This is a genomic window from Acinetobacter sp. 826659, from assembly GCF_000588515.1.
Lineage (GTDB): Bacteria > Pseudomonadota > Gammaproteobacteria > Pseudomonadales > Moraxellaceae > Acinetobacter > Acinetobacter pittii.
Map to the genome: position 1 here is coordinate 168,134 of NZ_JFYD01000004.1, position 24,202 is coordinate 192,335.

Annotated in this window: 19 protein-coding genes; 7 read left to right on the forward strand and 12 right to left on the reverse strand. The window is 41.1% G+C overall.

Annotated elements, in window-relative coordinates; translation table 11 throughout:
• Positions 1-14 precede the first annotated feature (14 nt).
• The 6 genes from rlmN to J663_RS09925 form a co-directional block, all read right to left on the reverse strand.
• Positions 15-1,250, reverse strand: a complete 1,236-nt coding sequence (rlmN, locus tag J663_RS09900) for a 23S rRNA (adenine(2503)-C(2))-methyltransferase RlmN (protein ID WP_002115097.1) — start codon at positions 1,248-1,250, stop codon at positions 15-17.
• Between the two features lie 123 nt (positions 1,251-1,373).
• A complete protein-coding gene (gene ndk, locus J663_RS09905; RefSeq protein WP_000963851.1) occupies positions 1,374-1,805 on the reverse strand; it encodes a nucleoside-diphosphate kinase in 432 nt (143 codons plus the stop codon).
• A gap of 113 nt (positions 1,806-1,918) precedes the next feature.
• Complete coding sequence (iscX, locus tag J663_RS09910; protein WP_004698764.1) at positions 1,919-2,119, reverse strand: Fe-S cluster assembly protein IscX; 201 nt, start codon at positions 2,117-2,119, stop codon at positions 1,919-1,921.
• Between the two features lie 99 nt (positions 2,120-2,218).
• Complete coding sequence (locus tag J663_RS09915) at positions 2,219-2,770, reverse strand: phosphatase PAP2 family protein (RefSeq protein WP_017482038.1); 552 nt, start codon at positions 2,768-2,770, stop codon at positions 2,219-2,221.
• Positions 2,771-2,794: 24 nt separating this feature from the next.
• A complete protein-coding gene (locus tag J663_RS09920; protein ID WP_081404694.1) occupies positions 2,795-4,084 on the reverse strand; it encodes a glycosyltransferase family 4 protein in 1,290 nt (429 codons plus the stop codon).
• Between the two features lie 137 nt (positions 4,085-4,221).
• Positions 4,222-6,405 (reverse strand): carboxy terminal-processing peptidase, encoded by a 2,184-nt coding sequence (locus J663_RS09925; protein WP_033849437.1) that lies wholly within the window; start codon positions 6,403-6,405, stop codon positions 4,222-4,224.
• Between the two features lie 192 nt (positions 6,406-6,597).
• Here J663_RS09925 and nagZ point away from each other — a divergent pair, with 192 nt between their 5' ends.
• Complete coding sequence (gene nagZ / locus J663_RS09930) at positions 6,598-7,617, forward strand: beta-N-acetylhexosaminidase (RefSeq protein WP_033849439.1); 1,020 nt, start codon at positions 6,598-6,600, stop codon at positions 7,615-7,617.
• Positions 7,618-7,942: 325 nt separating this feature from the next.
• Positions 7,943-8,785: a class I SAM-dependent methyltransferase gene (locus tag J663_RS09935; RefSeq protein ID WP_033849440.1), complete on the forward strand. Its 843-nt coding sequence runs from the start codon at positions 7,943-7,945 to the stop codon at positions 8,783-8,785.
• Between the two features lie 55 nt (positions 8,786-8,840).
• On the opposite strand, the gene J663_RS09940 is transcribed toward J663_RS09935, so the two are convergent.
• The gene (locus J663_RS09940; RefSeq protein ID WP_033849442.1) at positions 8,841-10,154 is read right to left on the reverse strand and encodes an alpha/beta fold hydrolase; all 1,314 of its coding nucleotides are present in this window, start codon (positions 10,152-10,154) and stop codon (positions 8,841-8,843) included.
• A gap of 298 nt (positions 10,155-10,452) precedes the next feature.
• Here J663_RS09940 and J663_RS09945 point away from each other — a divergent pair, with 298 nt between their 5' ends.
• Positions 10,453-11,718: a glutamate-5-semialdehyde dehydrogenase gene (locus J663_RS09945; protein WP_033849444.1), complete on the forward strand. Its 1,266-nt coding sequence runs from the start codon at positions 10,453-10,455 to the stop codon at positions 11,716-11,718.
• 118 nt (positions 11,719-11,836) lie between these two features.
• On the opposite strand, the gene J663_RS09950 is transcribed toward J663_RS09945, so the two are convergent.
• The 5 genes from J663_RS09950 to edd all read right to left on the reverse strand — a co-directional run bounded on the left by J663_RS09950 (position 11,837) and on the right by edd (position 18,216).
• The gene (locus J663_RS09950; protein ID WP_033849445.1) at positions 11,837-13,465 is read right to left on the reverse strand and encodes an NADP-dependent glyceraldehyde-3-phosphate dehydrogenase; all 1,629 of its coding nucleotides are present in this window, start codon (positions 13,463-13,465) and stop codon (positions 11,837-11,839) included.
• Between the two features lie 173 nt (positions 13,466-13,638).
• Positions 13,639-14,151, reverse strand: a complete 513-nt coding sequence (locus tag J663_RS09955; protein ID WP_033849447.1) for a gluconokinase — start codon at positions 14,149-14,151, stop codon at positions 13,639-13,641.
• A 17-nt stretch (positions 14,152-14,168) separates the two neighbouring features.
• Positions 14,169-15,527: a gluconate:H+ symporter gene (locus tag J663_RS09960; RefSeq protein WP_002115035.1), complete on the reverse strand. Its 1,359-nt coding sequence runs from the start codon at positions 15,525-15,527 to the stop codon at positions 14,169-14,171.
• A gap of 185 nt (positions 15,528-15,712) precedes the next feature.
• On the reverse strand, positions 15,713-16,342 hold the full coding sequence (gene eda / locus J663_RS09965; protein ID WP_009390833.1) for a bifunctional 4-hydroxy-2-oxoglutarate aldolase/2-dehydro-3-deoxy-phosphogluconate aldolase: 630 nt from the start codon (positions 16,340-16,342) through the stop codon (positions 15,713-15,715).
• A 20-nt stretch (positions 16,343-16,362) separates the two neighbouring features.
• The gene (gene edd / locus J663_RS09970; protein ID WP_033849451.1) at positions 16,363-18,216 is read right to left on the reverse strand and encodes a phosphogluconate dehydratase; all 1,854 of its coding nucleotides are present in this window, start codon (positions 18,214-18,216) and stop codon (positions 16,363-16,365) included.
• Between the two features lie 659 nt (positions 18,217-18,875).
• On the opposite strand from edd, the gene J663_RS18910 reads away from it, so the two are divergent.
• From J663_RS18910 to J663_RS09985, 4 genes are all read left to right on the forward strand, one after another.
• A complete protein-coding gene (locus J663_RS18910) occupies positions 18,876-18,995 on the forward strand; it encodes a hypothetical protein (protein WP_005804223.1) in 120 nt (39 codons plus the stop codon).
• The gene (locus J663_RS09975; protein WP_033849453.1) at positions 18,977-20,179 is read left to right on the forward strand and encodes an acetate/propionate family kinase; all 1,203 of its coding nucleotides are present in this window, start codon (positions 18,977-18,979) and stop codon (positions 20,177-20,179) included. The genes J663_RS18910 and J663_RS09975 overlap by 19 nt, the downstream gene beginning before the upstream one ends.
• A gap of 45 nt (positions 20,180-20,224) precedes the next feature.
• Positions 20,225-22,369, forward strand: coding sequence for a phosphate acetyltransferase (gene pta / locus J663_RS09980; RefSeq protein ID WP_033849455.1), 2,145 nt, complete (start codon positions 20,225-20,227; stop codon positions 22,367-22,369).
• 227 nt (positions 22,370-22,596) lie between these two features.
• Complete coding sequence (locus tag J663_RS09985) at positions 22,597-24,123, forward strand: fumarate hydratase (protein ID WP_002115045.1); 1,527 nt, start codon at positions 22,597-22,599, stop codon at positions 24,121-24,123.
• Positions 24,124-24,202 lie beyond the last annotated feature (79 nt).

A 24,202-nucleotide genomic window follows, 5' to 3' on the forward strand; every position in this document is an offset into this window, starting at 1 on the left:
AGCCTGCCCTCAATTTATCCTTGTGTACGCAAAATCTCTTGACGCTGTGTGACTTTTTTCTGCCACTGTTCAGCACGGCGGGTTCTATCAGCCACCTGACCTACTAACTGCCCACATGCAGCATCAATATCATCACCACGTGTTTGACGAATCGTACACACAAATCCCGCATCAGACAAAGTTTTTTGGAACGAGATAATACGATTTCGGCTTGAGCGACCATATGGCGCATGAGGGAACGGGTTAAACGGAATCAAGTTAATTTTACTTGGTAAATTTTTTAATAATTTAATCATTTGCTGTGCATGTTCAGGCTGATCATTCACGCCTTCTAACATCACATATTCAATCGTCACATGTTTACGCGTACTTTCATTACCATCTTTGGCAATATAACGCTGACATGCTGCAATTAATTGAGCCAATGGATATTTTTTATTAATAGGTACTAATTCGTTACGTAATTCATCGTTTGGCGCATGTAAAGAAATGGCTAAAGCCACATCAATGTCTTTCGCAAGCTGGTCAATTTTTGGTACAACACCTGACGTTGATAAAGTCACACGACGTTTTGACATGCCATAAGCAAAGTCATCAAGCATTATCTGCATTGAGCTTAATACGGCATCATAGTTGAGCAATGGCTCACCCATGCCCATCATCACAACATTGGTCACTGAACGTTCGCGCTCGGCAACAGGCACTTCTTCCATATAAGAATAGTTTGCCATCCAGAGTTGCCCAATAATTTCATCTGGTGTTAAATCACGTTGGAAACCTTGTTTACCTGTTGAACAAAATGAGCAGTCTAATGCGCAGCCCACTTGAGAGGAAATACAAAGCGTTTTACGTAATCCAGTTTTATCTTCGGCAGGAATTAATACAGTTTCAACTAAAGAACCTGCACCCTCACCTACGCGAAACACCCACTTACGTGTGCCATCTTTTGAGTAATGACGGTGAACCACTTCAGGTGCTTTAATTTCACAAATCTGTTCAAGCTTCGCACGTAATTTGCCTGAAATATTGGTCATTTCAGCAAAGTCAGTAACAAAGTATTGATGTATCCATTTCATGACCTGTCCGGCACGAAACTTCTTCTCACCAATATCTTCAAAGAATTTTTCTAACTCAGGACGAGACATGCCGAGTAAATTCACTTTATTTTCGGCAGCAGGGATTACCGGCGTGGACGAAGATTGCTGCTGTCCATCAAGATTTTCAGATGAAACGACCACTGCAGAACTCATGTGTATTTACCTAAACCATGTCAAAAAACTGAAGATATTGTTCAAGAATCAAACAATATTCTCTTAAGAGAATAAAAAAACCAGATAAGTAGTATACCACTTATCTGGTTTGAATGCTTTCGATTAACGAGTGCGTGGGCAGATCTCGTTGTCAGCAAAGAAGTAAGCAATTTCACGCTCTGCAGAAGCAACTGAGTCAGAACCGTGAGCAGCGTTTTCGTCGATGCTTACAGCGAAGTCAGCACGGATAGTGCCAGGAGCAGCTTCTTTAGGGTTTGTAGCACCTAAGATTTCACGGTGTGCAAGAACTGCATTTTCGCCTTCAAGAACAGATACTACAACTGGACCAGAAGTCATGAATGCAACTAAGTCACCAAAGAAACCACGTTCTTTATGCTCAGCATAGAAACCTTCAGCATCAGCTTGAGAAAGGTGTTTCATTTTAGTCGCAACAATTTTTAAACCCGCTTTTTCAAAACGAGCAAAAATTTCACCGATGTGGTTTTTAGACACTGCATCAGGTTTTACGATAGACAAAGTACGTTCAATAGCCATGAGTGGCTCCTTTATTTTAAGATTTAAACTTTAAAAAATTTGCCGCATTATACCGATGTCATAGGCAATAATCAGCTTTGAATGTGTAAAAGTTGCGATTTTTTCTACTGTTTTTAGCGAACTTCGTCTATCCAGGCCATCTGAATGCCTTCTAGCAATCCTTCTGTCGATTTATTTGGGTCATCACTGAAGTCTGGCAATGCGCACACCCATGCATGTAAATCGGTAAAACGGATCCATTGCGGATCAACTTCTGGATGTGCTTCTGACAATTCAATGGCAATATCAATCGTATCTGTCCAACGTAAGCCCATAGCGGCTCCTATCTGTTTAATCTGCTAAATCACGAACTGTGTACTTTAGCAAATCCACAAACCTAATCGATAGCTTAAGCTGATAAAAATTACCGATGCTTATAAAGCGATGTTCAATAATGGCGCCACAAAAATAATCGTAGCCGCGACCGCTGCACCAATTAGCGCACCAACAATCACATCACTTGGGTAATGAAGACCCAGTACCATACGAGACAAAGCGACAAGCACCATAAATGGGAACATGGCAGCAAGCAAAACTGGCTGGATGTAACCCAATACAATTGTCACCATGACCGCATGCAGCGTGTGACCTGATGGAAAACTAAAGTGATCAAGCGGTCTTTCACCAAGTACAATTACCTGATGCACCTGATAAGGACGTGGCCGCGTTGTTTTATGTTTTAAAAATTTATAGATTGCTGTGCCAACAGAACCACCTAGCAACAAGTAGATGATTTGCAAGCTATAGGTAATGCCTTGCATACCCCACACGATTGCCAGCATTAGATACCAAAATGGACCATCACCAACACGACTGATAATTTTGAAAAAAAGGGCAACACGTTGTGAGTGAGAGAAATTGTTCAGATATAAACAGCCTCTCAAATCTAAATCGAGTATTTTTATTTTTGCATTCTTAAATTTCATGGTCATTCTCCTATCTTAGGATACTTAGGTGAAGTCCAACGAGGGCTCCTTCACTACCTGATAAAATGCCTGCTCCAATTGCTGAACCGGAAGTTGCCAACCGCTTTGCTGTACTTTATGACAGGCTTGTACGCCCATTTCTCTAAGTTGTTGTACTGAAGGAAGCTGATAAATTTGTTGTATAAAGTGGTTTTTTTGTCCAAGTGGGCTTAACCAGCCATTCACACCATGTGTTAAGTATTGATGTGCACATGCATAATCATACGCTATAACTGGTAAACCGCTTGCCATTGCCTCTAAAACTACGTTACCAAACGTTTCAACTTGACTCGCAAATACGAATACATCTGCACTCGCATAGGCAGCCGCCAAATCTTGACCTCTCAGACTTCCGGTAAAGATAACACCCTTCGCTTCAGGTAGTGACTTTAAACGAGCAAAATCTGGGCCATCTCCTACAATAACCAATTTAGTTTTATTTGGCTGAATGGTTTGCAGGTTCGCATAACTTTCAATGAGAACTTGTACTTCTTTTTCGGGAGACAAACGCCCCACATAAAGCATAACGCGTGTATTCTCATCAGCATCCCATTGTTTTCGCAAATTTTCAGAGCGATACTTCGGTGAAAATCTGGTTGTATCTACGCCACGCCCAACGACAACCAGTGGACAAGTAATACCAAAACCGCGTAATGCTTCTTGAGTATCTTTACTCGGCACACAAGTTACTTGAGTGTTATTGTGAAACCAGCACAGGTATTTTTGAATCGGTTTGACTAAAAAAGCCAAATCGAAGAAACGACTAAAGTCTTGAAATGGCGAATGAAAGCCGCTCGAAACAGGAATAGCTTTTGCCTTAGCAGCCTGCATGGCGGTTAAACCTAACGGCCCTTCAGTCACAATGTGCACAACATCTGGCACAAACTTTTCAAAAGCTTTCGATACTTTTAAATATTGTGGCCAACCAAATTGTAAAGTTGGATATTTTGGAATAGCTTGTGACATCACCAGACATTCTTGCTCTGGCGTAAAGTCATGACATTTCGCTTTTTGCTCTGGGCGAATCAGTAAAATCTTATGCCCCTGTTTTTGTAAACCTTGGCATAACTGTAATAATGAAAGTGCCACACCATTGATTTCGGGTGGCCAAGTTTCCGTCACAATCGCAATTTTTAAACGTGGACGCACCAAATCATGCAATGAATGTGCATTAGATAGCTGCTGCTTTTGTTTAAAAAAGAATTGGAAGCTTTCAGGAAGTTGCTGTTGTTTTAATAGTGCTGTCGCATATGAACTTTGCATAGCGCCATCCATCAATGTATTTATTTTCATGCTTAAAGATTAAGCAGTTTTTTTGACATTTTGATGATAAATGCATGACAGTTTACTGACATGAAAAATAAAAAAAGCACACTGATGACAGCATGCTTTTTCTTAAATTCTAGTAACTCTTAGCGATTTTGCAATTTTGCATAATCCATGAGTACATTAGCAGCTTCAGTCACAAAAGTTTCCTCTTCTGGTAACGCTGGACGTTGCGATGCTTTCATTTTAGCGCGAGATTCAGCTAGAGCATCTAATGAAGCTTGATAGCTTTCCCAGTTTGCAAAAGGCTTTTGACCCGTTGCAGCACGGCGTTCATTTTCTGCATCTAAAGTTTGTTTCTCTAAACCAAGTAATTCAGCACGGCGCTTATCAATATCAAGTACCACTTGTTTTTGATCACTCGTCACCTTAGCAATCGCAGTACGTTTATTTAGATATTTAAACTGAGCATCATTGCCAACACGTTGTTCAGAGAATTGAGACAACTTTGTCACATAAGGCTGAACAGAACCTTCACGTTTAAATGGTGCGGTAGGAATTGTGTCCCACTTCAACGCATTCTTCGATTTACGTTCACCAAACTCTTCGTTATAGATATCGACGAGTTTAATGTCTGGCACTACACCTTTATTTTGTGTACTACCACCAGTAATACGATAGAACTTACGCTGAGTTAAAGTCGCTTGACCATATGCCAGAGTATCAAGTTGTACCTGAGCTGTACCCTTACCAGTTGTTGTACTACCAATAATAATACCGCGCTCATAATCTTGAATTGCAGCAGAGTAAATCTCACTTGCCGATGCAGATGCCAAGTTCACTAATACCGCGAGTGGGCCTGTATAGATTTGCTGGCCGCCATCGTTATCTTCAAACACGCTTACGTTGCCATTACCATCACGAATTTGTACCACCGGACCAGACTTAATCACCTGCCCCAACATACGTGCAACTTCTTCTAATGAGCCACCCGGGTCATTACGTAAGTCAATAATAATACCTTCTACTTTCTTCGCTTTTAGCGCTTCAAAAGCATTTGCAGTATCTTCAGAAACCGAACGGTATTGTTGACCTGCACGACGTGAACGATAGTCAAAATAGAATGATGGAATTTCAATTACGCCCAACACATGCTTTTTGCCATCACGTGTCACTTCAACTGTGCGCGAACGAACACCAGCATCTTCTTCTTGAATAACATCACGTACTAAAGTCACATTACGTGCCTGACTCATTGATGCACCAGCACCAAGAAGTTTTAATGTGACTTTTGTTCCGCGTTTACCACGAATAAGCCCAACAATTTCAGAACTTGTCCAACCGATTACATCAACCATTTTCTCGCCTTCTTGGGCGACACCAATGATTCGATCTCCTGATTTCACTTGACCAGACTTACTTGCAGGACCACCTTCTACAATGGTTTCAATCTTTGTGTAATCTTCGTTGCCACGTTCTGGACGAATCGACACCCCAATACCTTCGAGTTGCAAGGTAGTTTGGCGATTAAGTTCTATCGCATCAATTGGCGGGTAATAGTTACTATGTGGATCATAGGTCGCCAACATTGCATTTAATGTTTTGTCCAAGACGTCATCGCTTTTTACACGACTAATTCTTTCAAGCTGACGTGTATAGCGTTTAGTTAACGTTTGAGCTGGCGTTAAATCTTCTGGACCAGTTAAGTCTTGACCATCAGCAAGTGAAGGATTTTCTTTAAGTGCTTTTTGTTTCGCCTGCTCTTCTTCACGGCTAATGGTTAAGTTAATTAACTGAGAAACCAACATTTTACGCCAGTGATTTTGTTGCTCAGCAGTCGTTTTAAAATACGGTGCTTTTTCACGATCAACTTCAATATAACTATTTGGCTGCTTTAAATTTTGCTGTTGTTTTAACTCAGCTAACATGAACTCATAAAATTGTTTTAAGCGTTCACGATATTGCTGATGAATTGCAAACGGTCCAGTTAAATTCCCCGCTTTTAATGAAGCACCAAAATTTGAACCATATAGTTTTTTATAATTTTGAACTTCAGCGTCTAAAAATAGTGAGTGATCTGGATCAAGACTATCTAAATACATATCCAGAATACGATTTGATGTGGTCGCATCTAGACGCATATTTAAATAATGTTGACGATCAACTAAAGTTGCCAGTTGGCGAGCCACCAAAGCCTGTTCTTGCGTTGGCTGGATTGATTGAGAAACCGCAGCAGTATTGGTTGCTGCTCTCGCTTCATTCATCGTATGAGAGAAGAATAAACCGCCAGTCGCGATCGCTACTGCACAAGCTATAGTTTGAAGTTTCATAAATTTTTAATACTTCCTTGGGTGTTCCTATCTTACACGCTCTGTTTTCGATATGAACTAAGCAGATTCAAAATCTTAACCAACTAAATTGTTTATACCGTGTAGTTTTATCATATTCTGTACTGACAAAATGTAGCAAAACATTGCAAAATTCGCTTATTGTTTTTCAATCAAAATTCAAATGGAACCAATATGATTGGCGCATTGATGCTGGACATCGCCGGCACAGAACTTACTCAAGAAGATATTGAACTATTACGCGCTCCGCAAGTCGGTGGCATGATTTTATTTGCACGAAATATTGAATCTCCACAACAAGTGCGTGCTTTAACCGACCATATGCGTCAAATTCGTCCAGATATTTTGATTGCTGTCGATCAAGAAGGTGGTCGAGTTCAGCGCCTAAGATCAGGTTTTACCCTATTACCAGCCATGGGTCGTTTTGGGGAGTTATATTTAACTCAACCTCAAAAAGCACTTGAGCTGGCTGAGCAATGCGGTTGGCTCATGGCAACCGAAGTGCTTGCTGTCGGCATCGATTTTAGTTTTGCACCAGTTTTAGATCTTAATGCAATTAGTGATGTGATTGGCGACCGTGGCTTCTCTAAAAATATTGATAATATTGCCCCGCTTGCAGGCGCATTTATGCAAGGTATGAAAAAAGCCGGCATGGCAAATACAGGCAAGCACTTCCCGGGTCACGGTTCAGTAAAAGCTGACTCGCATGTTGCGGCCGCAATCGACAGTCGTAGCTATGACGAAATTTACAACCATGATATGCAGAGCTTCATTAAGCTTATGCCTCAGCTAGATGCGCTCATGCCTGCACATGTGATTTATGATCAAGTTGATCCAAATCCAGCAGGTTTTTCACCTTTCTGGATTCAAGAAGTTCTCCGTAATCGCCTGAAGTTTAATGGCGTGCTTTTCTCTGATGACTTAAGCATGCAGGCTGCTTGCGTAGCAGGTGGTGCAGATACACGTATTCAAGCAGCTCTATCAGCTGGTTGCGACATGGGGCTGGTGTGTAATGACCGAAGTGCAGCCTGTACAGCACTTGAAGGTATTACAGATTTAGAGCTACCAAACCAAGAGCGTTTAGAACGCATGCGCGGCCAAATTCCACAAATTCAGATCGGTGAAACCTTATCGCTTGGAAACGAGTGGCAAGCTGTCAAAACAGCCATTGAAGAGTTTAAAAATTCGATTTAAGTTAGTAAAAATTTTAATTGGCTACAAAAACCTATTCACTATCTGATACGCGGTTAAGTCATACGCAACCTGCTCATCTGCTGAAGGATATTGATTGCTTCAATATATTTGATAGATTCAGAAAGTGAACAGGTTTTGCGTATGACAATGGTTTTGGTTACTTTTCCCGAAAGAAAAGTAACTCCAACTGAAAGTTCATCCCAAAATGCTAACCTAATTCACAGGACTCCGTCATGCAGGTTCATTCAACATCAATGCAGTAAAAATTCTTCATTTTTATAAATAATGAAGATCACACAAAAACAATAAATCGAGTTCAGGACGAATGACACAACAACTTTCAAAACACCGCCATATCTCTTTTACAGCCCACTATACGGGTTATATCTGGTATCAAATGGGGATCTCTCATGAAGCACTTGCCACAACTAAAGGCAAATCACTGGCATATTTGGTTCATCCGATAGAGTCTTGGGCAGAGAAGTATGTCGGCGGTAGCATGCGCACGACGCTCAAACAGCGCCACACCATGCTTGATCATCATTTAGAACAACTCATTCAAGAAAATCCTGATTTACAAGTTTTAGAAATAGCATGCGGATTATCGCCACGTGGCTGGTGGTTTAGGCAACATTACCCTTCGATTACCTATCGGGAGCTTGATTTGCCCGATATGGCACAAACCAAACAAAATGCGTTACAGCAAATTGAAAAAAATGCACCTGAAATCTTATCAGTTGATTTATTTACAGAAGCTTTTGCTCAGGCATTTGAAGTGTTTGACCCGAACCGTCCACTGGTTGTAATCAGTGAAGGCTTGATTAACTATTTTGATAAAGATTTATTAAAACAACTGATTCAGTCAATTGCGCACCATGGTTCGTCTTTTAAAAATTTTCACTATTTAACTGATCTCTACCCTGAACCAGTAAAAAACAAACTTGCCAGTATTATCTGGAATAGCAGTAAATTATTGAAATTAATGTCTCGAAGCTCGTTTAGTTTTCACTTCAAAAGTCCACAAGAGGTTAAGGACTTTTTTAAAGACACGGAGTTTCAGCAGGTGAATGTGGAACAACCTCAAATATTCTTTGGGCAAGTTTCTCAAGATAGCCATGAAGAGCATTTAGGCGATTTAGTCTGGACTATTCACGCGCAAATAAAATAATAAATATAAAAAATGGAAGCTCGAAATAAACGAGTTTCCATCTATAACTATATTATTAAGCTGCTTGTTTTTGACGAGCAATAAAACGGCTTAACCGATCAGCAAGCTCAAAACTACCATGTTTAAATAAAGCTCGAATACCCTGCGCTGTACTTTCAAAAATTAAGCACTCAATTGCAAAACGACCTTCTTCATCTTCTAAATGCAGTGCCAAATCACGTGGATGATCATTCACAAAATCAAGCTGCGAAACATCATCCATTTTTAAATACATACCAAAGAAAGTCACATCAACAATCGTCACTGGCACTTCTGTTTTATATTCACGGTGGCTCAGTTTAGTTTTAGGTTGCAAAACTGGAACTCGCTCCTCACCACGGCGCTCCATGTTTTGCATTTGTTCACGTGTCATAGGAATAATGCCATCCAAATTTTGGATAGATTCACCCTTCAAGAATGAAGTGAACAAACTCATAGTTTCTTTACGACGCTGGAGCTGCGGTACATGATCAGCGTTTGCAATAAGTGCAAATTCCATATCAGGACATTGCAACGCAAAGTTCGCATTTTCATGAGGCAAAGTAAAGCTGTCGTATTGCCCTGCTGCAACCAATGTTTTGCACTCTGGAATAGGTACATCTGTTAAACGCAAAAGACGATTACAGTTAATTTCATAACGTTCTCGCTCAGTACCCGTAAATTCAGCCATTTGTCTAAAAAATAATTTTTTAGCGGTTGGTGACATACGTGTTTTATCTAATTTTGCATGATTAACTAAATACAAAATAACAGCTTGCCCAAACTCTTCCATGCGGTTTTCTTGCATGAGTTTGAGCGACTCTTCCAAAATCATGCGCCAACTTTTACGAGTCTTTTGCATAACCCCCATCAAGATCATACGATCCATCAGGTCGGGACGATGATGAGCAAAACAAGAGGCAATCACGGACCCTAAAGACATTCCCATCACAGAAACTTTTTGTATTCCAACGATATCTAACCAACGTCCTAACATTTCAGATAAATCAGGTAATTCTAAAGTTCCCGCAGATACTCCTGTATCGCGATTAGTAATTTGCTGATTTGCACCCATCGAAGGTAAATCGATTAAAATAACAGGACCACTTTCAAACAACTGTTCAACACAATATTTATAAGAATTAAAATTCTGGAAAGCACCACCAACAATCACAATCGGTGTTTTGTGAATCGTTTTTGGATCGGCAATTGCCATATATTCAATTTTCCAACCGTCAATCCATGTTGTACGAGCAGGTTGCTTAAAACTATCTCTATGGTAGATATCGAAAAAGCCAAAACCGGCATAAGCTTGGTTGATCTCCGAATCCATTTGAATAATGGAATTCATATCCTTGCTTCCTCCTTGCTGTAATTTTTTTATGCTGCAAGAGTTCCTTCTTGAACACGTAATCTTTTATGCACAAATCTTTAAAATTTGTATTAGTTTGTATTGCACAATAACATTCTAAACAATTGTCTGAAATATACGCAATCGCTGAAATGACCGCTCATCTTGTTTAAGCCGCTAATAGTTTGCAAAATATTTAAATGTTTTTTTATGATGGTCACATTTTTGAAAAAAGCCATTCATTGTTCCGCATTTGACTGCTACTATCGTAGTCATTGGTAAATGATTAAAAAATGCTATGCAAGATTCAATTGAACAATATATGCAAAAAGTTGGGCAACAAGCACGCGAGGCTTCTCGTGTCCTCACAAGTGCTTCTACCTCACTAAAAAATCATGCGCTCTCTGCTATTTATACTGCTTTAGAAAATAATCAGGCAGCTATTTTGGCAGCGAATCAAATCGACATGGATAAAGGTCGTAGCAACCAGCTCGACAGCGCCCTGCTTGATCGTCTTGAGCTTACACCTGCACGTATTAAAGGCATGTTGCAAGGTTTAAAAGACGTGATTGCACTTGTCGATCCTATTGGGGAAATTACTGATCTTGCATATCGCCCCACAGGCATTCAAATTGGAAAAATGCGTGTACCTTTAGGTGTCGTTGGTATGATTTACGAATCACGTCCAAACGTTACCCTTGAAGCTGCATCTTTAGCAATTAAATCGGGCAATGCCATTATTTTACGTGGTGGTTCAGAAGCACTCGAGTCAAATAAAGCAATCGCAGAAGCAATTAAGCATGGTTTAAAAGTCGCTGGTTTACCTGAGCATTCAGTACAAGTCATTGAAACTTCTGACCGTGCAGCTGTTGGTCATCTTATTACAATGGCTGAATATGTAGATGTAATCGTTCCACGTGGCGGTAAAAGCTTGATTGAGCGTGTAACCAACGAAGCGCGTATTCCGGTGATTAAACATCTTGATGGTAACTGCCATGTATTTGTAGAAGCACAAGCAGATTTGCAAAAAGCTTTACCAATTACATTAAATGCAAAAACACATCGCTATGGTGTTTGTAATGCGATGGAAACTTTGCTGGTTGACGAGAAAATTGCAGACGTTTTCTTACCACACATTGCTGAACTATATGCTGAAAAACAAGTAGAATTACGTGGTTGCCCAGAAACACGCCGTATTTTAGGTGCCTCTGTAAAACCTGCGACAGAAGAAGATTGGTATACCGAATATTTAGGGCCAATTCTTGCTGTTAAAGTGGTTAGCGGTATTGATGAAGCAATTGACCATATCAACAAATATGGTTCACATCACACCGATGCAATTGTGACTGAAAACTACACTTTAGCTCGTCAATTCTTAGCTCGTGTAGATTCAAGCTCAGTTGTGATTAATGCTTCAACTCGTTTTGCTGACGGTTTCGAATATGGCTTAGGGGCAGAAATTGGTATCTCTACAGATAAAATTCATGCTCGTGGTCCAGTTGGTTTAGAAGGCTTAACTTCTCAAAAATGGATTGTGTTAGGTGACGGTCAAATTCGTCAATAATTAATCTATTGGTTTAAACAAAAACGCCTAATCTTGATCAGGCGTTTTTTATTATTCAAGTTATGAGTCACTATAAAAAAACCAACCCGAAGGCTGGTTTTTCTTAATCGTATATTTATTAGAAAATAAAGTCAGTATTCACAAATTTAGAGTAGTGTTCAGACACCATAGAGGCCAACATGCCTTTGCTGTCATCTGTCTGTTTAGCAGCAATCATAGAACGAATAGAAAATGCTCGAAGTGCATCATGTACAGACAGTGTGCCTTCCGCAGAATCTTTACGACCACCAAACGGGAATACATCAGGGCCACGCTGACATTGACAATTGATGTTTACACGACAGACCTGATGGACCAACGGATCAACTAAATGACCAATTTGCTCAGGGTCGCTACCAAAAATACTCACCTGCTGCCCATGATCAGAAGTAGTGACATAGTCCAGCACAGTTTCAATGTCATCATAAACAGAGACTGGTATCACTGGACCGAACTGTTCTTCACGATACAGTCTCATCCCCTCAGTCACTGGATAAACTACGGCAGGATAGAACATTGTTTTGCAGAATTCACCACCTTCCAGATTAACTACTTGAGCCCCTTTAGCCACGGCATCTTCAATGACGTCAGTCATGTAGGCTGTACGGTGCATACCTGGTAGCGGCGTAATAAATACACCCTTTTCCCATGGCATACCCACTTTCAGTTTAGCTAGTTCAGTCGTTAAGCGGTTAACAAATTCATCGGCTATCGAGCGATGTACCATCAGCATTTTGAGCGCGGTACAACGCTGACCATTAAACGACAATGCACCCAGCAGACACTCTTTCACTGTCAGATCCAAGTCGGCATCCGGCAGAATAATAGCTGCATTCTTCGCATCTAGCCCCAAAATTGCACGCAGACGGTGAGATTTAGGATGTTGCTTCTTCAAGTGATCAGCTACTTTACTAGAACCAATCAGTGCCAGCACATTAATTTGCCCAGATGCCAGCAAATGCGGCACCACTAAAGAACCTGGTGCATAAATGGTATTGATCACACCTTTTGGAAATGAGTCACGAAACGCTTCTAGTAACGGTTCAAACAACAAGGTCCCAAATTGAGGTGGTTTAAAAATGATGGTATTACCCATCAGCATGGCTGGGATCAGAGTCGCAAAAGTTTCATTCAGTGGGTAGTTGTATGGCCCCATACACAACACGACACCTAGTGGAGTACGACGAATTTGACCAATCGTACCTTCAGCCATGACAAAGCGAGAGTTAGCATTATCCAGATCTTTCAGAGCATCTATCGTTTGACGCATATAGGTAATCGTACGGTCAAACTCTTTCTCTGAATCAGCCAAGCTTTTACCAATTTCCCACATGATCAGCTTAATGATCAGATCTCGCTGCTCCACCATGCGCTGAATAAAATTTTGCATACAGGCAATGCGCTCACTAACCTTCATCATTGGCCATTCGCCACGACCATTGTTGTAAGCTCGTACCGCTGCCTCTAACGCTTCATCACTTTCTTTTTCACCCATGACTGGATAACTACCAAGTTCAACTTGCTGTAGGCTACCGTCAGGCTGCTGAATCCAGATTGGAGATAATGTTTTCTTGGTTGCACCAGCCCACAACCTCAACTCACCATCCACGAGTGAAACACGCTGATGAATTTGAGAGGGCAGACGCACACTTTCAGGAATACTGTCCTCTACTGGGAATTTATGCTGTAAATTATTTAACTGATTCATTCTTCTTAATACCTTATTATTCGTATGTCTTTTATATATCCCCGAACTCGCCACTGTAATCAGGTTTTATTCGGGTCAATATCACTATTATTATCCGTACTCACCTTGCTTGAACCGTAAACCACAAGGTGAATTCTTAAAGCATTGATAGTTTCGATATTTTCTAGATGAATTTACCCCCGACACACATTATCAGTTACCCCTAGCTTCTGGATAACTTGTTCAATAATCTGTTCTGGTGTGAGAGCAATATCAATAGCAATTGCTTCATTCACATCAGGTTCCTCTAATGTATCTAGCTGGGTTTGTAACAATGCCGGATCAAAAAAATGACCAGATCTTTCTGCAAGTCTTTGCTGTAATAACTCATAAGAACCTTTTAGGTATACAAACTTAACATTCTGGTCTTGCCCTCTTAAAATATCGCGATACATCCGCTTTAAAGATGAGCATGTAAATACAGCCGTTTCACCGTCTCTTTGTTTGGTTTCAATGGCCTGACGAATTGCTTGTAACCATGGCAAGCGGTCTTCATCAGTTAAAGGGATACCTTGACTCATCTTACTTTTATTTGCAGCAGAATGAAGCGTATCGCCATCAAGGAACTCACAAGCCAAACGCTCTGATAACAATTCACCAATTAGGGTTTTACCTGTTCCACAGACACCCATTGCAATCACAATCATGGATTACTCACCTTTAATTATAAAATTGTGCTAAGCAGTAGCGTGAAAGATAAACCCAACACTGAAATGATCGTTTCTAATACCGACCAAGTCTTGAGCGTCTGCCCTACTGTCATCCCGAAATATTCTTTGATTAACCAGAATCCTGCGTCATTTACATGTGAGAAAACTAATGAACCTGAACCTGTGGCAAGTACTAAAAGTTCTGGTCTAACTGCGACACCCGCCGTAGCTGCAATTGGAGCGACAATACTACACGCTGTAGCCATAGCAACCGTTGCCGATCCTGTTGCCAAACGAATTAATGCTGCAACAAACCAGCCTAACAATAACGGCGACAGGTTTGCCTTCAACGCTGTAGAAACAATCTCATTAGAAATACCAGTGTCACGCAAAATGCCGCCAAAACCACCACCAGCACCTACAATCAACATAATCCCAGCAATAGAAGCTAAACATCCGCCGCAGAATTTTTCAATTTGTTCACGGTTAAAGCCCTGCATCGTACCAAAGGTAATAAAGCTGACCAGCACGGCAATGAGTAATGCGATATCAGAAGTACCAATGAAACGTAGCAAATCGTTTGCGAAAGTTTGTGGTGCAAAGAACAGATCAGCCCAGCTACCAACCAACATTAATACTACAGGCAGCATGATTGTGAATAAGGTAATCCCAAAGCTTGGTAGCTCACGAGTTCTATTGGTATCTGCTTCAATAAACTGCTTCGCTAACGGGTTATTCTCAGGCAATTTGACGTATTTGTTGATCCACAGTGCATACAGTGGTCCAGCAACAATTGCCGTTGGCACACCCACTATCAGACTATAAGCAATCGTTTTACCAATATCAGCATGATAAGCCTGTACTGCCAACAGTGCTGCTGGATGTGGTGGAATTAAGCCATGCACAACTGACAAACCTGCAACCATTGGCAAGCCCACAACCAGTAAGGATTTACCTGTTCGCTTCGCAATGTTGAATGCAATTGGAATGAGTAGAACGAAACCTACTTCGAAAAATACGGGAAGTCCAACAATAAGGGCAATAAACATCATGGCCCAGTGAATATTTTTCTCACCAAACCACTTAATTAAAGTAATTGCTATTCGCTCTGCGCCACCAGACTCGGCCATCATTTTACCGAGCATCGTTCCTAGTGCGATTACAATCGCGAGGTGACCTAAGGTTTTACCTGTACCTGCTTCATATGACTTAACAATATCACCCATTGGCATGCCAACAGCCAAGGCTAAACCGAGTGAAACAATAATGAGAACTAAAAATGGATAAATTCTAAACTTCGCGATCATGACAACCAATGCAATAATCGCGATTACAGTGTAGATCAGTAACATGCCACCCTGAACCGTCTCCATGGGACACTTCTCCTTGGAATAATTATTTAGGCACACTGCCTAAACAAGGGTCTTCAACCACAGTAATTCCTACTGTTAAGACATTAAATTTTTATATTTAGGTGTGACCAGCAAAAACTGGTCACATCAATACAGCCTTTAAAGCACATAAAATGCACTTCATTTTTTATAAATATTGTCTACATTTACAATGCTCTCAACTGACTCGCAATTTGTGCCAAGCGAGTAATTTCAGCCCAGTCTTGGGCAGCTACTGTAGCTTTAGGTGTTAACCATGAACCACCTACACAAACCACGTTAGGTTGTTTTAAGAAGTCTGGCGCTGACTCTGCCGTAATTCCACCAGTCGGACAAAAGCGCAAGTTTGGAAATGGACCATAAAATGCTTTTAGCATCTCAACACCACCTGCCTGTTGAGCTGGAAAGAACTTCACAATGTCATAACCCAATTCAATCGCTTGAATCAGGTCACTTGGTGTCATCACACCAGGCAATAGAGGTAAACCAGCATCTTGCGCAGCCAAATGTAGGTCTTTAGTCAAACCAGGAGATACCCCAAATTGAGCACCTGCTTTTTTAGCTTGAGCACAGTGTTCTGGCTTGGTAATCGTACCTACACCCACCACAATGTCATCAGCTAATTGGCTAGCACGCTCAATAGCAGCAAGACCAGCAGCGGTACGCAATGTAATCTCAAGAACTTTCACGCCACCTGCATGTAAAGCACGTGATACATCCTCACCTTGCTCAGCAGAATCAAATGCCAATACAGGGATAACTGGGCCTAATTTGACGATATCTTCAATTTTAATCATTATTTTTCAGTTCCTTTGACTCAAATCTGCTCTGGTGAATTTTCACCAACTAATGCACCAAATACAGATGCCCCATGTTCAGCTGGCGCAGCAGCAGCACGGAAAACACCAAATAATTCACGGCCAAAGCCAACTTCGTTTTCTGCCTGATGTTCTGGCTGTGCAACAGGGCGCGACTGCCATACACCGTCCTCTATTTCAACATCGAGTACGCCAGCTTCGGCATCAATGATTAACATATCGCCTGTTTGAACTTTAGCAATCGGCCCATTTAGTAAGGCTTCTGGAGATAAATGAATCACCGCAGGAACTTTACCTGAAGCACCAGACATACGCCCATCAGTGACTAAAGCAACGTGGAAACCTTGATCTTGTAAAACACCCAACACAGGCGTCAAACGATGCAATTCAGGCATACCGTTAGCACGCGCACCTTGGAAACGAACAACTGCAATAAAGTCTCGGTGTAACTCACCACGATCAAACGCAGCTTGCACTGCTTCTTGCGAATCAAACACAATTGCTGGAGCTTTAACTTTACGGTGTTCTGGCGCAACAGCAGAAATCTTGATTACGCCACGGCCAAGGCGACCTTGCATTAAACGCAAGCCACCATCTGGTTGAAACGGCGCATCAATGCTACGTAGAACTTTGTCATCAAGGCTTTGAACCACACCGTCAACCCAAGTGAGCTTGCCATCAATCAGTTTTGGTTCTTTGGTGTAGTGCTGTAAACCTTTCCCAGCCACAGTCGTTACGTCGTTATGCAACAAACCAGCTTCAAGTAGATTACGAATGAGGAAAGCGACCCCACCCGCAGCTTGGAAATGGTTTACATCAGCTTTACCATTTGGATAGATTTTTGCGAGCAATGGAACAACAGCCGATAACTCATCAAAGTCATCCCAGTCAATCAAGATGCCAGCCGCACGAGCAATCGCAATAAGATGTAGAGTGTGGTTGGTTGAACCACCTGTAGCGAGTAACGCCACAATACCGTTTATAATTGCTTTTTCATCGACAACATGACCAATTGGCGTGTAGTTTCCACGCTCAACTGTTAAATCAAGTACACGAATCGCCGCTTCTGCGGTGAGTGCATCACGTAATGGTGTATGAGGATGAACAAATGCGGCACTTGGCAAATGTAAGCCCATAACTTCCATCAGCATCTGGTTACTGTTGGCTGTACCATAAAAAGTACAAGTCCCTTGACCGTGATAAGCAGCTGACTCAGCTTCTAGCAAAGCATCTCGACCAACCTGACCCGTTGCAAATTGCTGACGAATTTTGGCTTTCTCATCGTTAGATAAACCACTGGTCATTGGGCCAGCTGGCACAAAAATAGTAGGTAAATAGCCAAACTGCAAAGCACCAATGAGCAAGCCTGGCACGATCTTGTCACAAACACCAAGACATAAAGCTGCGTCAAACATGTTATGAGACAATGCAATCGCTGTACTCATCGCAATGGTTTCACGAGAGAACAATGACAGTTCCATGCCAGCATTACCTTGGGTAATACCATCACACATCGCAGGAACACCACCTGCAAACTGTGCCACGCCGCCATTCTCACGAGCGGCTGTTTTAATTAAATCTGGAAATGTTTTATACGGTGCGTGAGCCGACAGCATTTCGTTGTATGAAGATACGATGCCAATATTTGGTTCACGGCCTACTTTAATAATTAATTTTTCATTATCGTCCATACTGGCAAAACCATGAGCCAGATTGGCACATGAAAGTGCTCCACGAGCAGGAAATTTGCCTTGTGCATGTTCAATACGTTGTAAATATGCAGAACGAGTTTTTTGACTACGTGCGATTACACGCTCGGTCACTTTTGCCAATACTGGATTCGGCAAGTCCATGCTGGACGCTCCTGTACAACCGGATAAGCCGGAACATAAAAATAGACCAAATGATATATTTCATCATCATTTGATAAGGGGAAGGAACAATATTATTAAGGCAAAAAGCGACATGCAAGCCCTAGTAAATTTTACGGTAATACCGGAGCATGGGTATTAAATACAAATTATGTTTAAGTTTTAAACAAGAAGCTGGTTTTATTTTTGACTATATTTACTGGTATATTAGCTTCTAATAACTACGAGAAAATTCTCATAATATCAAAGCAATAAAATATTCTTATAAATGTATTGATATCGGCTTTTTTATACTAAGTTTTATATTAAAAATGTTTATGATTTATATATTTTAACCTATATATAAACGATTAAAATTTAATTTCATTTACGTATATTATTTGTAATACTCCCCTATAGTTTGATTAAAATAACATCACTTCTTTTTTCTTAAAAAATCTATACCAAATATTTGAAAAATACATTAAATAGAAATTTACCTTTCATAAATATATACAAAAAACTCGTTTCTACACGTATAAAAAAACAAGGAATACAGTGGTTAAGCTTTATACTGTACAAATGTTAGTTACAAATAATTTGATGGTCGATAGTGCTTAAGTCTAATGGGCTAAAGTCTATCTTGGACAGAAAAACAACACATGTTAAAACATGACAACCCGTTCAATCTGTATCGAAAAATAATACATGTTGAACAGGAAGTTAGGAAAACTATTTTAAATCAGGACTTGGGTATTTCAACGTGGCTACATCAGTATTAGTTATCAATTGCGGCTCTTCATCAATTAAATACGCACTGGTTTCAGAGCGTCGTGAAGATCGTATTTACGGTTTAGCAGAAAACTTGGGGGCAGCTGATGCTCGTATTAAGGGAATTACAGTAGGTGGTGAACCACTTGAACTTTCAATCCCTTATGCTGACCATGCCAAAGCTTTAGAAACTTTACTTGCACGTCTTGCCAACTACAAACCGCAAGCAATCGGACATCGTGTTGTACACGGTGGTAGTTTAACCAAAGCAGAATTACTCACTCCTGAAATTATTGACCGTATTCGTGCTGCGACACCTTTAGCCCCACTTCATAACCCAGCACATTTAATTGGTATTGACGCAACCGTACGTCTATTCCCTGAATTACCTCAAGTTGCCGTATTCGACACTGCATTCCACCAAACCATGCCACCGCATGCATACCGTTATGCAATTCCTAAATTTTTATATACTGACCACAACGTCCGCCGTTATGGCTTCCATGGTACAAGCCATGCGTATGTGTCTGATAAAGCGAGTGAGCTGGCAGGTAACCTGAAAAAAGGTGGATGGTTAACAGCCCACTTAGGAAACGGCAGTTCAACTTGCGCAGTATGGAATGGACAAAGTGTTGATACTTCTATGGGTCTTACTCCACTTGAAGGTGTAGTGATGGGAACACGTAGTGGTGACGTTGATCCAAGCTTACACAGCTTCCTTGCCAAAAACCTCGGTTGGGACTTGGCTAAAATTGATAAAGTTTTAAATAACGAAAGTGGCTTACTAGGCTTATCACAACTCTCTAACGACATGCGTACAGTCATTGAAGCTGCTGAAAATGGCAACGAAGATGCTAGTCTTGCAATTGAAGTGTTTAGCTATCGCCTAGCAAAATCACTTGCTGCATTAAGCTGTGGTTTGCCAACTTTAGACGGCTTAATCTTCACGGGCGGTATTGGCGAGAACTCAGCTTATATTCGTGAAAAAACCTTAGCGTATTTACCTCATTTTGGTTTGCAGCTTGATAAAGATCAAAACAACAACCTAAAACGTGGCACTGAAGGCCGAATCGACAACGGAACAGGACCTCAAATTTGGGTCATTCCTACAGATGAAGAAGGCCGTATTGCCAAAGAAACTCGTCAAGTTGTTGAAGCAGCAGAAAATACAGCATCTGTAGCAAGCCTTGCTTAATTAGAGCTTAGCGAAAACTAGATATTCGTTTATTTATAGGTTTATATGAATACAATTTTATTGATTCCTACAGGTGAAGGGGTTGGCTTAACCTCTGCCTGCTTAGGTATGATTTACGCTCTTGATTGCAACGGCATTAAAGCAGGCTTTTTAAAACCATTTTCTCAAGAAGACCAAGAGCATCTTGACCGAACCACTTCATTATTTGGTCATTTATTTCAAAGTAAAACTGTTCAATCTATTTCGCATGAAAAATTAACTCAGCTTATTGCCGCTGGGGAAGTAGATGAATTACTTGAAGAAGCGGTTAGCCTTCATCGTAGTGTTGCAGCAGACCATGATGTCATTATTGTGGAAGGCTTATTACCAAACGGACAAGACCACTTCGCCAGTGAGCTCAACGCAAGTCTTGCACAAGCGCTTGATGCAGAAGTTGTATTAGTTAGTACAGCAGATATTCAAAACCCGAAAAAAGCCGCAGAAAAAGTAGATGCTCATTTACGCCAGTTTGGCGGTGCAACATCAAATCGTACTGCTGGTGTACTGTTTATGCGTACCCGTGGATTAACCGAAGAAACAGCTCAAATTCCTGTTGCGTTTGATCCATCGTTACGACCGACTGAAGAAATCGCAAAATTTACGACTGAACTGCAAAAATATAATCGTTATTTTGGTTCTAGTGATTTACCGATTATTGGGCTGGTTCCATTTAGTAACACGCTAAGTGTACCTAGAACACTTGATATTGCAAATGTCATTGATGGGCAATGGGTACATCAAGGTGAAGCTAAAACACGTCGTATTTTGCATTCAAGTTTAATTGCTTCAAGCATTGAATACGAACTGAATAAATTTATTGCAGGCGAATTGATTATTAGCGCATCTGAGCGTACCGACGTTTTACTTGCAAGTAGTTTGGCAACCAGCAATGGTATTCCTCTTGCAGGTTTGGTACTTACCGAAAGAGAAGCGCCAGCACCAGAGCTTTTAGACTTTTGTCAAAGTGCAATTAAACAAGGGTTACCGATTTTACATACCCGTTTAAACACACTTGAAACTGCTCAGCGTTTATCTAATTTTGGTAATGAGATTCCAACCGATGACACTGAGCGTGCCGAACAAGTGACCCGATTTGTTTCAAGTCATATTGATGTTGTATGGCTTAAACAGCACAGCAACAATGCCGCTACCCCTCGCCTGTCGCCATCGGCTTTCCGTCATGAATTGGTGCAAAAATCAATTGCAGCTAAAAAACGGATTGTACTACCTGAAGGTGATGAACCACGCACCATTCAAGCTGCGGCAATTTGTCAGGCACGTGGTATTGCTGACTGTATTTTGTTAGCTAAACCAGATGCTGTGCACGATGTTGCAAAAGCACGCGGTATTGAATTACCTGCTGAATTGGCAATTGTCGACCCTGATAGTATTCGTAACCAATACGTTGCACCAATGGTTGAGCTACGTAAAGGTAAACTCAACGAGCTTCAAGCGAAAGAACAGCTTCAAGATACCGTAGTGCTTGGCACCATGATGTTAGCCTTAGATCAAGTCGATGGCTTAGTTTCTGGTGCGGTACACACCACTGCAAATACGGTTCGCCCAGCATTCCAACTCATCAAGACAGCACCTGAATATTCACTAGTTTCATCTATATTCTTTATGCTTTTACCAGATGAAGTTTATGTATATGGCGACTGTGCAATTAACCCAGACCCGACAGCAGAGCAACTTGCTGAAATTGCAATTCAGTCTGCTGACTCAGCGAAAGCTTTTGGAATTGACCCGCGTATTGCCATGATCAGCTACTCAACTGGTACTTCCGGAACAGGCGCTGATGTTGAAAAAGTACAGCAAGCAACTCAAATTGCTCAACAACGTCGTCCTGACTTACTGATTGATGGTCCACTTCAATACGATGCAGCTTCAGTTGAAAGCGTAGGACGTCAAAAGGCACCAGACTCACGCGTTGCTGGCCGCGCAAATGTATTTATTTTCCCAGACTTAAATACAGGCAACACAACTTATAAGGCGGTACAACGTGCTGCAAATGTAGTCAGTGTAGGTCCAATGCTGCAAGGCCTCAACAAACCAGTCAATGACTTGTCTCGTGGAGCATTGGTAGATGACATCGTCTTTACCATTGCGTTAACGGCAATTCAGGCAGAACAGCAAGCCGCCGCCAAATAATTAATAAATTCACCTTTACTACCTCTCGCCATTTGATGTCCGCTCAAATGGCTTTTTTTATTTTAGTCATTCAAAAATAAATAATTTTCCGATCTATCTCTTTTAAATCACATCAATATGTTCTTATGCGACTTTCGGTCAAAAGATCAACCAATCTCCCACAACACTGTCTTTTTGTCATATAATTTAGCCCGCTAGCTAACAGCCCGCTCAAGAGATTTTCTGGTATGACAACGATTATCAAACAAGATGACTTGATTACATCGATCAAGGACGCCCTACAGTTTATTTCGTACTATCACCCGCAAGACTTTATCCAAGCGATGAGCCGTGCTTATGATCGCGAAGAAAACAAAGCCGCAAAGGATGCAATTGCACAGATTCTAATTAACTCTCGCATGTGTGCGGAAGGTCATCGTCCAATTTGCCAAGATACTGGTATTGTTAACGTTTTCCTTGAAGTGGGCTTAGATGTTAAATTTGATTTAACGATGAGCTTAGACGATGCAGTAAATGAAGGTGTTCGCCAAGGTTACCTTGAAAACAGTAACGTTCTTCGTGCATCTGTACTTGCTGACCCTGCATTTGGTCGTAAAAACACAAAAGATAATACCCCTGCTGTAATTCACTACAAACTCGTTCCGGGTAATAAAGTAGATATTACAGTTGCTGCTAAAGGTGGCGGTTCAGAAAACAAATCTAAACTTGCGATGCTTAACCCATCTGACTCGATTGTTGACTGGGTACTTAAAACCGTTCCAACTATGGGTGCAGGCTGGTGTCCTCCTGGTATGCTCGGTATTGGTATTGGTGGTACTGCTGAAAAAGCCATGATGCTTGCTAAAGAAGCACTCATGGAAGAAATCAATATGGATGAATTACTTCGCCGTGGACCAGAGAACAAAATCGAAGAGCTTCGTATCGAAATCTTTGAAAAAGTAAACGCACTTGGTATTGGTGCACAAGGTCTTGGCGGTTTAACGACTGTTCTTGATATTAAGATTAAAGATTACCCATGTCATGCTGCTGGTAAACCAGTAGGTATGATTCCTAACTGTGCTGCTACTCGTCATGCTCACTTCCAGCTTGATGGTACAGGTGTAGCTCATATTCAAGCACCAAAACTTGAAGACTACCCATCTGTAACTTGGGACTCTTCACAGTCTAAACGCGTAAACCTTGATACCATTACTCAAGAAGAAATGGATTCTTGGAAACCAGGTGACACATTACTTCTTAGCGGAACAATGTACACAGGTCGTGATGCTGCGCACAAACGCATGGTTGAAATGATCGACAATGGTGAAGAATTACCAGTTGATCTTAAAGGTAAATTTATTTACTACGTTGGCCCTGTTGATCCAGTGGGTGATGAAGTCGTTGGTCCTGCTGGTCCTACAACTGCAACACGTATGGATAAATTCACACGTAAAGTATTAGAACATACTGGCCTATTCGGTATGATTGGTAAAGCTGATCGTGGTCCTACAGCAATTGAAGCAATCAAAGACAACAAAGCAACTTACTTAATGGCAGTTGGTGGTGCAGCTTACCTCGTATCTAAAGCTGTTCGCGAAGCTGAAGTTGTTGCGTTTGCAGACTTAGGTATGGAAGCTATCTACAAATTCGTAGTTGAAGATATGCCTGTTTCTGTTGCAGTTGACGTAAATGGTACTTCAATTCACGCAGTAGCTCCAAAAATCTGGCAAGCGAAAATTGGAAAAATTCCAGTAGTCGATGCAGCAGCTGGCTAATCAAGAAAAGCACCGAATTCGGTGCTTTTTTTATGCATTCTTTTTTTATTTTAAAATCTGAAAAAAATTGTAACAATTA

Excerpts from the sequence above, each read along its gene's own strand:
- J663_RS09955 (WP_033849447.1), bottom strand. The coding sequence starts at position 14,151 with ATGATTGTGATTGCAATGGGTGTCTGTGGAACAGGTAAAACCCTAATT.
- J663_RS09945 (WP_033849444.1), top strand. The coding sequence starts at position 10,453 with ATGCAAGATTCAATTGAACAATATATGCAAAAAGTTGGGCAACAAGCA.
- iscX (WP_004698764.1), bottom strand. The coding sequence starts at position 2,119 with ATGGGCTTACGTTGGACAGATACGATTGATATTGCCATTGAATTGTCA.
- J663_RS09925 (WP_033849437.1), bottom strand. The coding sequence starts at position 6,405 with ATGAAACTTCAAACTATAGCTTGTGCAGTAGCGATCGCGACTGGCGGT.
- J663_RS09920 (WP_081404694.1), bottom strand. The coding sequence starts at position 4,084 with ATGGATGGCGCTATGCAAAGTTCATATGCGACAGCACTATTAAAACAA.
- pta (WP_033849455.1), top strand. The coding sequence starts at position 20,225 with ATGAATACAATTTTATTGATTCCTACAGGTGAAGGGGTTGGCTTAACC.
- J663_RS09985 (WP_002115045.1), top strand. The coding sequence starts at position 22,597 with ATGACAACGATTATCAAACAAGATGACTTGATTACATCGATCAAGGAC.
- J663_RS18910 (WP_005804223.1), top strand. The coding sequence starts at position 18,876 with ATGTTAAAACATGACAACCCGTTCAATCTGTATCGAAAAATAATACAT.
- J663_RS09940 (WP_033849442.1), bottom strand. The coding sequence starts at position 10,154 with ATGAATTCCATTATTCAAATGGATTCGGAGATCAACCAAGCTTATGCC.
- J663_RS09950 (WP_033849445.1), bottom strand. The coding sequence starts at position 13,465 with ATGAATCAGTTAAATAATTTACAGCATAAATTCCCAGTAGAGGACAGT.
- J663_RS09935 (WP_033849440.1), top strand. The coding sequence starts at position 7,943 with ATGACACAACAACTTTCAAAACACCGCCATATCTCTTTTACAGCCCAC.
- J663_RS09960 (WP_002115035.1), bottom strand. The coding sequence starts at position 15,527 with ATGGAGACGGTTCAGGGTGGCATGTTACTGATCTACACTGTAATCGCG.
- J663_RS09915 (WP_017482038.1), bottom strand. The coding sequence starts at position 2,770 with ATGAAATTTAAGAATGCAAAAATAAAAATACTCGATTTAGATTTGAGA.
- edd (WP_033849451.1), bottom strand. The coding sequence starts at position 18,216 with ATGGACTTGCCGAATCCAGTATTGGCAAAAGTGACCGAGCGTGTAATC.
- ndk (WP_000963851.1), bottom strand. The coding sequence starts at position 1,805 with ATGGCTATTGAACGTACTTTGTCTATCGTAAAACCTGATGCAGTGTCT.
- nagZ (WP_033849439.1), top strand. The coding sequence starts at position 6,598 with ATGATTGGCGCATTGATGCTGGACATCGCCGGCACAGAACTTACTCAA.
- eda (WP_009390833.1), bottom strand. The coding sequence starts at position 16,342 with ATGATTAAAATTGAAGATATCGTCAAATTAGGCCCAGTTATCCCTGTA.
- rlmN (WP_002115097.1), bottom strand. The coding sequence starts at position 1,250 with ATGAGTTCTGCAGTGGTCGTTTCATCTGAAAATCTTGATGGACAGCAG.